This is a genomic window from Chryseobacterium endophyticum, assembly GCF_056333165.1.
The window spans coordinates 163,484-175,919 of sequence record NZ_JBWGXE010000008.1 but is presented as its reverse complement, the minus strand read 5'-3'; the positions used below and the strand labels follow the sequence as shown (position 1 = coordinate 175,919).

Sequence of the window (12,436 nt, the reverse complement as noted above, 5' to 3'; positions counted from 1 at the left end):
ATGTTAGCCAAATTAAGATTAGACCAAACCAAAAAGTATGAACAGGCTCTTGTAACATACCAGCTTGCAGTTATGCTTATTGATTTTGCATTAGGTAGAAACCATTATATGAGAATTGGTTCGGAACAGGGAGGTATTTCTACATGGGATGATATAGTTATTGAAAAAGACGAGATTTCATTAATCCATATACAAGTTAAGAGACAAACATCCGGAGATTTTGGTGATACTAACGATCAATGTAACAGAAATAATTATTTAAAGGGACCTAGGCAAGGTCAAAAACGAGATTTATCACCTCTAGATGAAACTTTGAAAAAATTAGCAGATTGGAGTAAAGATATTGATATATCCACCACCAGTCCTAAAAGGGAATTCTGGATTGAGTTACCAGAACTAACTACCTATATTAAAAATGGACTTCAGATTAGAAATTTAAAAGATCTATGCGAAGTTCAAATAAAACCTTCCGTCACGACCGCTATCGGGCTTCAAACTCAAGCTAACATGGACACAAACCTTCAAAATTGTTTTGATTGGCTAACAACATGGTGTGAATTCGAAGATTGGGAACACATTTTAAAAGCCTTGAAATTTCTACGAATAAAAAATTCAGGATTGGAATCCGAAATTGAAAATAATACCGAAGAAAAATTAAAAGAGATATTTATCCCAGATAAAATAAAAGATGTACGATTAAAGATCCTATCCTACACTATTGAAAACACTACTTTTTAAGGGGCTATTGCTCCGCGAAATTTATTATTTGAACTGAAAGAATACATTCGCTCGGATATAAAGGTGTGGACACAAATAGATAATATAAATAATGATTGGCATATCTCAGGCATACTTGATTTAGAAACAAATACAGAAGTCGAAAGACCTTCTAAAGTAATACCCCTATTATGGTCTAATGATAGGGGTAGAAATTTAAATATAAATTTAGAAAATATTAATCTCCAGCTTGCACCAATTCATGAAAGCATATTTCGACTAGCAATCCATTTAGATGGTAATGTAAGTGGATTATGTTCAAATTGGGATATTTGGAAAGGGCACATTGTAAATAAGATAGGTGGCACATTTGGAGTTCTTAAAAACGATTTTGAAAATTTGAGTATTGCTGATAATAATGCTCCATTTAAAATCTGTAATGGAAAATCTTTAAGTACAAACGCTAAACGAGAATCTTTTGCTAAAGATATGGGTAACCAAATGACAAAAATAACTTGGGAACTCGTTTCTAGAAACATATCAGAACTGATAAATGATATGGAAACTGATCAATCGCAAGAGTTAAGAGATGCAGTAGAAATACGTTGGAATGCTTGGCAGGAAAGTATAATAGAAAATGATTTATTATTAATTCCACTCTTAAAAAAAATACTACATCCAAGTGCGGAGGGAGAAGAAATATCGGGGAGTTTAAGAGTAGGTCCTAAAACGAAGTTACTGATCGCAGATGCACTATTTATTTGCTTGCTTATTTCCGTTGCTTTAGGATCTGTTGAGGGTGATCTTATGAAAACCGAAGATGGATTAAGTATCGGCGCTATAGTACTTACTTGGTGGAGTGGACCAGCAGGAAAAGGCAGAAAAGTTAGAAAGATAGATGAGGAGGATTCCATAGATGATCTTATTGGTAAAGAAGCATATGATATTCTAATTCTTTCACAAAGTGAACAAGTAGAAGGTGAAATTTACAAACATTCAATTAGTGACTCAGCAAATATCGATCATTCCTTAGCAGCTGGAAATAACCCGAAATTGTTGATTACTAAAAACAGAATCTTTAATTCAGTTATCAAAAAAGGGAGCATTGATGAACTTCAAAACTATTTAAAAGAAAAACTTAAAAGTTACAATGAATCACTTACTGAAACTTTAAACCATAACATATTATGACTTTTGACCAATTCGCATTATATATCAATCAACAGATTGAAGCTCGTTTTTCAATAAAAAGTCAAGCAACTATTGAAAATGAGATGATCGAGATAGCCTCCGAAAATCTGCAAAATAAAAGACTAATACGTTTTTCTCGCCCGCTGGAAACTTCAGAACCGAGTTTAAAGACATTACTTGTAGTGGGTATTAATTCGAATGATTATCTAAAAAATGTCTTACAATGGGCTGCATTATGCAAAGAATTACTGTTAGATCCGGAAACTGCTGATATCTATCTTGCCATTATGTGGACTGACGAAACTCAGCCTTCACTTGAAGAATGTTTAAGGATTGAAGCTAGTGAAGATTTTTGTAGAAAATTTGTACTACGCCCCAATGAAACCAAGGAATCATTTGTTGAAAGAACATTTATCACAAAAGTTGACGCCCCTACTCCACTAGATTTAGGCCAAGACCCCCTTATTTCAGCTTTTTCAGTGTTAGAACAAGAATTTACATGGTTTAACGATGAGGAAAAGGTCAAGTGGCGAGAGGCGTTTAGTTCTGGCAATTCAAGTTTTGAACTTTTTAACACATTGATAAATAACCAATCAGAAAACAATGAAGCATCTTAAAAAAATAACAATAAGTAACGCGAGACGTTTTGGCAAGGATGTCGAAATTGAATTAAGTTCTGGTGCCAATATATTTCTTGCTCCAAATGGTACTGGAAAAACAACTCTTTTTGAGGCAATTGAATTTGCACTAACTGGATCTATTCAACGTTTAGTCAACCCGCCATTATCATTAATACGTGACAAGCAGAATGATGTGGATGTCAGATTAGATTTTGACAATGGAAACTACTGTGAGGTTAATTACAGAAAAGGTGCAGAGCCTAATATATCGGGCAATCATGATTTATTGTTTCCTGAACACTCCATAAAAGATGTTCCATTCCTTTTAAGACTTACGCATCTTATAGAGCAGCGCGGTAATAATTGGTTTATACAAAAAGAAGAATCTTCCCAGGCAGGAGATTTGTTAGATAAGTTATCAATCGGTAAAGATTTAAGTGCCATTGCAAAAACAAAAACAAATACTTTAAATGCTGCTACAAGAACAATAAATGACAAAAAAAATGAGAAGGATAATCAGAACAAAAAGGTCTCTTCATTTGAAAATAAATTAAAAGAACGAGATGCGGCAAAGTTAAATTATGTTCTAAAGCCTTTGAATGAAATTATTGATCAAATACAAAAGATTCACAAACAATTTGCTGATTTGTCAAATTCTGAAAATATTAATCAAAAACCAGATGCCGTTGTTAGTTATCGTGGACTTGTAAACTCTGTTTTACTCAAATTACAAGAGGATAATCAAAAGCGTCTATTTGATCTTTCAAATCTTGAAAGCAAAATCTCTCTTTTTGAAAATAACAATAAAGAAATATTAGACAAGCAGAAGCAGATTGCTGGAAAAACAGACATAATAGAGAAATCAGATACAGACATTACCCCATTGAAGAATTCACTTACCGCGCTTCAAGATATCCTTAATAAACAGACAGACATACAAAAAGACTTACAAAAATCAAAAGAGCTAATAGATAAAAAGAAAGAGGAAGAAGCTAAATTTATATCGATAGAAAAATCGATCAAAACCATTTCTGAATCTATTTCTGAGCAGAAAGAAAAATTAAAATCACAGAGCGAACTCGTTGATAAGCTAAACGCCAAATTTACTACGCTCAGTTCTATTAGGGCACGTGAAGTAGAAGCGCTAAATAAGCAAGGTGAATTCAAGTCACTACAATCGCTAATTGATGATTGGAGTACCCATGAGTTAAAGGTGAATGAAATAAAAGATCTCATCAACATTCAAACCGCACAAAAAGCAGAATCCCAGAAAAAATTAGAAGAGTTTCAGAGTGATTTGCTAAGAATAGAAGAGTTATTTAAAGAAAGTCAAGCCAAACTCAATTCCCTAAAAAATGCTTCCGATGCGATTCTTGGTGCAGTAGGAATTATAGCAAAAAATTTACCTGATGACCAGAAAAAATGCCCTGTTTGTAACGCAGAGTATGAACCCGACGAACTTTCGAAGCAAATAGCTCTGGCATTGGAGCAAATAGATCCTGTTATCAATAATGAAATTGAAACGAATAACACATTAAAAACAGAAGTTGATACTAAAAAACTGCAGATAAAAAATGAAAAAACGACACTAAGTAAAATCAATGAGAATTTAACTGAAAATGAGGATAAATTAAAAAATGTTCAAAGATTTATTAATGAAAAATGCATACCTAGATTTCCTGATAGTAGCAATATTAACCAAGCAAATGAATGGTTAATAGTTGAAAAAGAAAAAAACAATGTAAATCTAGAGAAAATCGTTAAGGATAAAACAGAATTTGGAGAAGAGCCATCTTCAGAAGAATTAAGTAAATTAGTAGTAGCTAGAGACCTAACCAGAGATATAATTCAATCTAATGAATTAAATATTAGTCAACTTAATGTATCTCTGGAAAATATAAAAACCGAAATTGAAAAAATTGAGCAATCTCTTTCGTTAATTAACATAGATTCATTAGACTCACAAATTTCAACTACAACATTAGAAATTGAAGCTACTACATTAAAAATAACTGACAACTTAAGGTTAAGTGAACAAATCATGAAGGTTAAAAAAGAGGCAGAAGAGCAAATCAGGGAACTGAATATGGCTGTTTCGAAGTTACAAGGACAGCAGAATGAAATTTTGGCTGAATGGAAAGATCGTAACTTAGTTGAACCACCTTCATTTGATAATTTTAATGTAGGAAAGACTAATCTTCTCAAGCAATTAGATCTTCTCAAAAAAGGATTAGAAGACTTGAATAAAATAAATGATGAATTAGGTCGTTGGAACGCAGCAGAGAAATTTACCACATTGGATAAAGAAATAAAGGAAATCTGCGAGAACCTAGACGAACAGGTTTATTTATCAAGCTTGAAGGAGCGATTATCGAAAATAGATAATGAACTGTCTTTCATAACAGAAAGAAAAGCTGCGCTTGAAAAATTATATCGTAAAATCGGTGAAGAAGTTAATGGCGTACACAATAAGATTAAAGCAATAAATCCATTATGGGTTTCTTTACTAAAAAAGATTGTCGTAAACCCACGCTTTGTAGATACACAACTAGAAAGTTTCTCACATAGAAACAAATCACAGGCAGAAGTTAAAATTAACCTTCATGACGAAAAGGTAAGTGTAATGCAAGTAGCTAGTGAAGCTCAAGCGACTGACTTACAATTAACTTTTATGCTCTCCATGGCTAGCACCTACAAATGGACACCATGGAAATCACTATTACTAGATGATCCAACTCAACACCATGATCTTGTACATGCTTCTGGTGTATTTGACCTTTTGCGAGATTACATAAGTGATCAAGGATTTCAAGTCTTAATGGGCACTCACGATGTGGTTCAAGCAAAATTCTTCCAAAGAAAACTTCAAAATGACAGTATAGATGTTAAATTATGGCGTTTAATTGCCAATAATGATGGAGTAAGGGCCGAAGTAATTCATTAATTTTTTCCCAAAAAATAAGTTTTAACCATTTATCTCTCAATAATTAAAATAAAAATCTTATATTTATGCTGCGATACACGTTGGAGCTAATCCGACAAATTTTCTTATTAACAACATAGCTCAGGCGATCCGGTGTAAGTCCGGCCTATCTTCGGTTTCCGACGTGTGTCGCAGCGACCTGGGCGTTTATTTTTTTTCAACTATGCGACACACGAAAAAAACACCAAAAGTAACCCAGGAGTTACAACCGAACAAGGTCTGTACATGCGGAGCCTGTGAACCCAGTAAACCAAAACTTCCAAACGGAATGAGAAGGTTAAAAATTCAGCCAAAATGTAGGGATTATGCCTGGAGCAGATCAATTGTTCCTCAAATCATGTTACAAGGAAAATGGTTGGAGAAAATCGGTTTCGAATGCCATTCATACGTAATCGTTACTACATTACAGGGTAAGTTGGTCATTGAGATTGACAAAGAATAAAATCCAGTAGCCTATCGGCAACATCGTTGGTAGGCTATTTTAAAATTTGCAGACATGGGAATGTTGGCATAAGGGGAAAAAGGTATCAGCTGCATAAAATAAATAATAAGACTGAATCTGACAGAGCTAGAATCAACCTTAACCATGAACTACGAAAAAGCGCTCTCCGTCTACAAAAACGATAAAACCCTTCAGCTCCTGCGGGCAGAACACTTTGCGGGCCAGCTTTCCGTTCATGTCAATCACCTCAACCGCGTCGTGAAAGAGATCACTGAAAAAACGACTTCCGGGATCATAGCGGAAGGTCTTTTACAGGAGGCAAAGATTTTACTAAGGCATACCGACTGGAATATTTCCGAAATTGCTTATTCATTGCGTTTCAAAGAGGCTACGCACTTTAATAATTTCTTCAAAAAAAATATGCAGATGACCCCGATGCAGTTCCGGGAAACGGATTGAGTATTTAAATAATGAATTAAGAATCAGATTTATAGATTTAGCGGAGATAGCAGCAGACAGATTTTTTAATGTCAAACTATAATTTTGTTATTCTTATTTTCATAATAACTGATCCAGTCTTTTATTCTTCCGACAAACATTTTAAGGTAATTTTCAGTGAAAAAGATATTGGACCAGTCAAATCGTTTGGCTTGTATGCCCAGATAGTATACGAAAATGGCTGCACCGGCATCAGGGATCAATCGAAGCTCAGCATCCGACAGCATCCGAACTTGCAGATAACCGTCTAAAAAGCTTTGTACTTTTGATTCATACTCCTCTTTATCGGCCTCAATAAAAAAGAGTTGTTTGCAGAAATAACCGACATCCAGAATCAGCGGGCCATTTCCGCAATTGTCAAAATCAAAAATAGTGATCTCATTTTCATTGTTCACGCTTAAATTATCGTACCAGATATCGAGATGAACAATTCCATTCTGATGTTCTGATAATTCGACTTCTTCGAATCTTTTGCTTATTGCAGAACAAATGTGTTTAAGGAATTTCATTTCATCCAGATCTTCGGCAAAGAATGATTTGATTAGGTCGTAGGATTGATATAAAAGTACATCAGAATTATAATCTACCCTCTTGATCTTTTTGCGCTCGGTCATGTTGTGGATTTTTGCCATCAGTGAACCAATGGAAAAGCAAGTTTGGTTTGACATAAAACGCATCTTCTGTCCTTCAGCGAATGAGAAAAGAACGGCATAACGAATGCCTTCGGGAGCATTGATGACCTGTATCAGATTTCCTTGCGCATCCGGGATCGGGTGTGATACCGAAAGAGAGTTCTGGCGTAGCAAGCTCAAAAGTTCCAGCTCCTGTTCGATTTCTATTTTGGTTCTCCAGTTGTGGCAATAGACTCTGAAAGCAAATTTATCTTCACTGCCCGTGACGAAGTAGGTGTGATTGACACCTGTTCTGAATAACTTACAATGGTACTCTCCTTTTAATGAATACTTTTGCCGGATAAAATTACATAATTCCGTTTCTGATAATATACTTGCGGTTACAGGAAAAGTGCTCATTAAATAGTTTTTTATAATGGTAGGAGACCATTGGTTCGTTGGAATATTCTTCTGCAAAATTAGAAATAAACATTCATTTTAACTTATGAGCTCCCTAAGAATATATAAATCTGATATTTTTTCTGCTGAAATGCGCAGGCTGGAGATCGCTTTTTTACATGGTTTTTTACTGAAAAATAGTATTGTATTATAACATTTATTTATTGTTGATTTTGTAATGGTATTCATTTAAATGTATTATAAATATGCTATAAATGCAATATCTTTACAGTGTTCATTCAAATTTAATGATAATCAGTACCAATTCTTTTTAAATCAGCATGTATGTTCAATAAAACTACTTTAATATTCCATTTTATCATGGTGTTATTTGCCGTTGATCTGGCGGCACAGTCCAAACCTTCATATGATACACTGGCTGTCGGAAATATAAAACAGGTGATTTCTTACAGTGGCAGCAAAGATGCGCCCCTCATTCTTTTTTTACACGGCGGTCCAGGAAGTTCACGGATGAAGCAGGCTGAAATATTTTCGAACATTCTTCAGCAACATTTTCTTGTGATTCAGTGGGATCAGCGGGGAGCGGGAATGACAGATGCCATCAACAAATCGAAAGGCCCTGTTACCTTAAATCTGATGGAAAATGACACCTACGAACTGATAAAAATATTGTTGAAAAAATTTGATAAAAAGAAATTATACCTCGTAGGAGAATCATGGGGAACCGTACTCGGATTTAAAATGGCTCAGAAACATCCTGAGATTTTAAATGCCTATATTGCTTTCAGCCCTGTCGTAAATCAGACAAAAAGTGAAAAGCTATTGCTTGAAAAACTAAAAGCTGATGCAAAATCGAAGTCTGACAATGTCGAATTAAAAGAATTAAATGCGGTTAATGTTCCCTTTAAAAGTTACGAAGACATGTACTATTTACGAAAATGGATGTTCGGCTATGATGGTCATCCTTTTGCGGAAAAAGACGTTCCTCTTTTAAAAAAATACCTGCAGGATTGGGCTGAAGTTTGGATGCCGACATGGAATGAGGTAATGAAACAAAACCTATCTGTGGAATTACCGGAAATCAAGTGTCCGGTGTATTTCTTTTTAGGAGAAAAAGATCTGCAGACGAATTTCGATATCTCAAAAGCTTATTTTGAAGCTTTAAAAGCACCTAAAAAAGAATTGTTTACTTTTAAGAATGCAGGACATTCCGTGCTTACCGAGGAAGCGGAAAAGATACAAAATATAATCGTCGATCAAATTTTAAAGACTAACGGGAAATAATGAATTGCTTATATGATTCATAAATCAAACATTTTCATAAGAAGGTGGAGCTATTCGAACTGTCCGTTAATGTACAGTAAATGTTCATATACGGACAAATTTAAAATGAGATTAATTTTAATCTGCAGTCTGTCAACGATTTAGAGATCTTTAAATTGCCGGCATTACCATTGTTTATTATTGATCAGCAAAGAGTAATATCGATGGCTCTTTATCAATAAATTTTAGATAATAAATTATGAAAAATAAGTGGTTATTTTTAACTTGTATTCTTCTGGTCAGCAATCTTATTTACAGTCAGATTCCTAAAACACTTTCCCTGAATGACAAGATGTATGGACTTTCTAAATTCTGGAGTGACGCGAATTATAATTTTGTGTACATGTACAAAGTCGACCAGGAAAAATGGAATGCTGCCTATAAAGATGCTATTTCAAATATTCAGAAAACGGATAACGATTACCAGTATTTCAGAGAACTTCAGAAGCTTTGTTCCGTTTTAAAAGACGGACATACTAAAGTCTATTTCCCCGAGAATATTCAGAATGAGATTATGACTACCCATTTCGGGGAATACCGTTTGTTCTTAACCTATGTACAGGGAAAGGTATATGTTTTTGATGTCAATAAAAGTAAAGAAAAAGAAATTCCCGTCGGTAGTGAAGTTGTTAAAGTCAACGGGATGGCCTCACAGGAATATCAGTCCAGGTTTGTCAATCCCTACATTTCGGCTTCCACTGAAAACGACCTTAACAACACTGCGGCTTACAATTTACTGTCAGGATTGGAAGGAGAACAATATGATATTGAAATCAAAACCCCAAAAGGTGACGTTAGAAAATTTCATTTGACCCATTCAAAAACAGAAGAAAAAGAATTAAGCTCCATACCCCTTCCAAAACGCAGCAATTTTGAATTCAAATGGTTGAAAAATGAGATCGCTTATATTGCTATCAGGACATTTGATGATGCAGAAGTCGTTAAACAATTTGAGTCAAAAATGAGTGAACTCGGAAGGGCAAAAAATATTATTATTGATATTCGAGATAATGGAGGAGGAAGTGGCAAGAATGCTTTGAACATCGCGAAGCACTTTGTAAAAAGCGATACGATTTATGGCGCAAGAAACTACAGCAGGGAGATCATTCCGACAGAGCGGGCTATCGGCTCATTCCTTACCGCGCAGGACACCATCAGTGGAAAGCCGCAATGGGGAATAACAAAAGAGGAGGCTGTCAATCTTTACAAAGCCTACATAGGTTCTAAATTTCACAGCTATGATTACAAGCCGACTATTGCTCATACCGATGTTAAATTTAATGTTCCGGTAGCAGTGCTCACCAATAGCGGTACAGCTTCTGCTGCCGAAGATTTTCTTATTTATCTGTATGACCAGAAAAACATAAAGAGAATCGGAGACTACACAAATGGAAGTACAGGCCAGCCTTTACAAATCGATTTACCCGGAAATACAACCGCCTGGATCTGTACCAAAAAAGTGGTTTTACCCAATGGAGATGAGTTTGTAGGAATAGGAATTAAGCCTGATCTGACTGTCAAGAGAAACCTGAATGATGTTTTGTATCCTACTCAGTATGATTCTCAGTTGGAGGCAGCGGTCAGATATTTCAAAAAGAAATAATTCTTAATTTAAACACTTAAAAATGTTATGAATGATTATCGTATAGCGCGTATAAAACAGGCTGTTAAATTTTTTCAACCTCTTATCTTTACTGTTATGATTTTTACCGGATGCCTTGCGCATGCACAAAACGGAACGTATGAATTAAAGAACAGCAATGGTTCGTACGGCCTTATTTCCGTGGTGAAGAAGCAAAATCATATAACTGCCGAAATATTTGCGTGGTGGAATACTCCCAGTGCCCAAACCGGATCGTACTATGGTCAAGGTATTCTTATAAACAATCACGCCCTTCTGAAGAGCAGTGAGAATGACCCGGACTGCGGTGTCAGTCTGGCACTGAACGATCATGCAATCACTGCAAAGTTTGAAAATTGCACTACCGACCACCTGCCGGAAGATTTTAATGGAACATACAGGAAAATTTCAGAGGCGACTGCCGGAGATTACATCGTAATGGCGGATAAATCGTTTTTCTACTCCAGGCCTGATGGGAAATCTAAACAGAAATCATATGTGGTAAAGGGAAACACCGTTAGTTTTAACCTTGATGGCGGCGCTAAGGGAAATTGGGTTTTTGTTCACTACCGCAATACAAAAGATAAGGATACAGCAGGCTATGTTAAGCTGACCGATCTGGAAAAATTGTAAAAGGAATAGTTTTCATCCCTTACATCCGCCACAAACTCCATTTTGATTTTACGGCTTGTGGACTGATTTGTTTTACCCTGTTGTAGAAATTCAAAAAGTTTTTATTCCAAATGGAAAAGTTATGGGCAAACCGGTATTCTATCATTTCTGAGCCTTTAAATATTTTAACCTGCCAGATGCGGTTGTTATTGATTTGAGTCCCGGTCCCGCTAAGTTCAGCGATATCGGTAAGCGGATACTTAGATCCATTTCCTGCTTCATCAATGGCATAAAAAAAGCTTTGATCATAATAAAAGTCCTGGCTGCTGATCAACCGTTTTTCCAAGCCCGCCAGAAAGGGTTTTTGAGATATTTTGAACCATGCATCAGTTTTGAAATTGTTCCTGTCATCAGGTATTTTATATTGACTATGATGATTCGTATTCATGTTTTGTTTTGAAAGTCTAAAATTTTTAAAAAGGGTTATTAGGATCAGGACGGCAAAAACTGAATTTAGAACCAACAAAATAGCTACAAATGATTGATGCTGAGAAAGAGTGAGGGTGATGATAACCGTTAATGCAGCATAAGCCAACGTCAGGAGTAGAATTCGTTTAATCATATAATTATTTTATGGTAATACAGATTGTGATAAATGCAAACTGCAGATTTTCATCGGAATTATTTTAGTACGTATTGCCTTCTATAACGATATTGGGATTATACTCAACCGCTTTTTCAAGCAGATGTTTTCTCTGGATTGAATTATTGTCGATTGCAAAAAAGAAAGTGCCTCCTTTCAGTTTGTTGAATATTACCAGTCTGTTTTGTCCACCTCTTGTAAATACATTGGTTTTAAGCTTAATCCCTTTCAGTTCGGTAAAATAAAATTCAGGTTGTCTGAACCATTTAAAAACCCGGATCTTACCTGAGTATATAATGAAAGACGGAAGATATCTTTCCAGCCAGAAACGAGATTTAACTATTTTTTTCAACGTTTCCAAATCTTTGTCATTGATAATGGTAAGGACCTTTTTGTAACTTCCGAAAAAAGAAATGCTACACATCAGTGCAGCAATAAACAGGGTTAACTGGATCAAATATAACGGTAAAAAATAACTGTAGTCGGGCAATTGCAATTGCTTTTCAAAAAATGTGTAAACTATTATTAATGAAGACAGAACAATAATACATATTCCTAATATGATACCGGTAATTATTCTGCCTGTATTGATTTTTCTGAGAAATAACTCGCGATATTCTTTATTGTCCATCAGTTTAGAATATTTAATGATTAAATGATAGACAGCAAGTTGAAAGCCAAAAAGGCACCAAAATAAAATATATTCTTTAAAAAACGTTTTAATACGAATATGAATTAAACATCCTGATTAAACC

At 35.1% G+C, this 12,436-nt stretch carries 12 protein-coding genes; 9 read left to right on the top strand and 3 right to left on the bottom strand.

The annotated features are described in order from the left end of the window. The 6 genes from AC0N32_RS16950 to AC0N32_RS16925 all read left to right on the top strand — a co-directional run bounded on the left by AC0N32_RS16950 (position 1) and on the right by AC0N32_RS16925 (position 6,412). The gene (locus AC0N32_RS16950) at positions 1 to 738 is read left to right on the top strand and encodes a hypothetical protein (protein ID WP_476395025.1); all 738 of its coding nucleotides are present in this window, start codon (positions 1 to 3) and stop codon (positions 736 to 738) included. Positions 739 to 801: 63 nt separating this feature from the next. Next, on the top strand, positions 802 to 1,908 hold the full coding sequence (locus tag AC0N32_RS16945; protein ID WP_476395024.1) for an ABC-three component system protein: 1,107 nt from the start codon (positions 802 to 804) through the stop codon (positions 1,906 to 1,908). Next, positions 1,905 to 2,525 (top strand): ABC-three component system middle component 1, encoded by a 621-nt coding sequence (locus AC0N32_RS16940; RefSeq protein WP_476395023.1) that lies wholly within the window; start codon positions 1,905 to 1,907, stop codon positions 2,523 to 2,525. The genes AC0N32_RS16945 and AC0N32_RS16940 overlap by 4 nt, the downstream gene beginning before the upstream one ends. Next, positions 2,512 to 5,472: an AAA family ATPase gene (locus AC0N32_RS16935; protein WP_476395022.1), complete on the top strand. Its 2,961-nt coding sequence runs from the start codon at positions 2,512 to 2,514 to the stop codon at positions 5,470 to 5,472. Before AC0N32_RS16940 ends, AC0N32_RS16935 begins: the two co-directional genes overlap by 14 nt. A 202-nt stretch (positions 5,473 to 5,674) precedes the next feature. Then, entirely contained in the window at positions 5,675 to 5,953 is a 279-nt protein-coding gene (locus tag AC0N32_RS16930; RefSeq protein ID WP_476395021.1) for a SymE family type I addiction module toxin, read from the top strand. Positions 5,954 to 6,097: 144 nt separating this feature from the next. Beyond that, positions 6,098 to 6,412 (top strand): helix-turn-helix domain-containing protein, encoded by a 315-nt coding sequence (locus AC0N32_RS16925; RefSeq protein WP_476395020.1) that lies wholly within the window; start codon positions 6,098 to 6,100, stop codon positions 6,410 to 6,412. A gap of 71 nt (positions 6,413 to 6,483) precedes the next feature. On the opposite strand, the gene AC0N32_RS16920 is transcribed toward AC0N32_RS16925, so the two are convergent. Continuing rightward, positions 6,484 to 7,482, bottom strand: coding sequence for a phosphotransferase (locus AC0N32_RS16920; RefSeq protein WP_476395019.1), 999 nt, complete (start codon positions 7,480 to 7,482; stop codon positions 6,484 to 6,486). A gap of 324 nt (positions 7,483 to 7,806) precedes the next feature. Between AC0N32_RS16920 and AC0N32_RS16915 the strand changes: the two genes are divergently transcribed. The 3 genes from AC0N32_RS16915 (at position 7,807) to AC0N32_RS16905 (ending at position 11,059) form a co-directional block, all read left to right on the top strand. Further along, positions 7,807 to 8,766 (top strand): alpha/beta fold hydrolase, encoded by a 960-nt coding sequence (locus AC0N32_RS16915; RefSeq protein ID WP_476395018.1) that lies wholly within the window; start codon positions 7,807 to 7,809, stop codon positions 8,764 to 8,766. A 238-nt stretch (positions 8,767 to 9,004) separates the two neighbouring features. Next, on the top strand, positions 9,005 to 10,408 hold the full coding sequence (locus AC0N32_RS16910) for a S41 family peptidase (RefSeq protein ID WP_476395017.1): 1,404 nt from the start codon (positions 9,005 to 9,007) through the stop codon (positions 10,406 to 10,408). 96 nt (positions 10,409 to 10,504) lie between these two features. Then, the gene (locus tag AC0N32_RS16905; protein ID WP_476395016.1) at positions 10,505 to 11,059 is read left to right on the top strand and encodes a hypothetical protein; all 555 of its coding nucleotides are present in this window, start codon (positions 10,505 to 10,507) and stop codon (positions 11,057 to 11,059) included. Positions 11,060 to 11,078: 19 nt separating this feature from the next. Here the strand turns inward: AC0N32_RS16905 and AC0N32_RS16900 are convergent, their stop codons facing one another. Together AC0N32_RS16900 and AC0N32_RS16895 are read right to left on the bottom strand one after the other, a co-directional pair. Further along, entirely contained in the window at positions 11,079 to 11,486 is a 408-nt protein-coding gene (locus AC0N32_RS16900; protein ID WP_476395015.1) for a hypothetical protein, read from the bottom strand. A gap of 238 nt (positions 11,487 to 11,724) precedes the next feature. Beyond that, positions 11,725 to 12,312: a hypothetical protein gene (locus AC0N32_RS16895; RefSeq protein WP_476395014.1), complete on the bottom strand. Its 588-nt coding sequence runs from the start codon at positions 12,310 to 12,312 to the stop codon at positions 11,725 to 11,727. Positions 12,313 to 12,436: the final 124 nt, after the last annotated feature.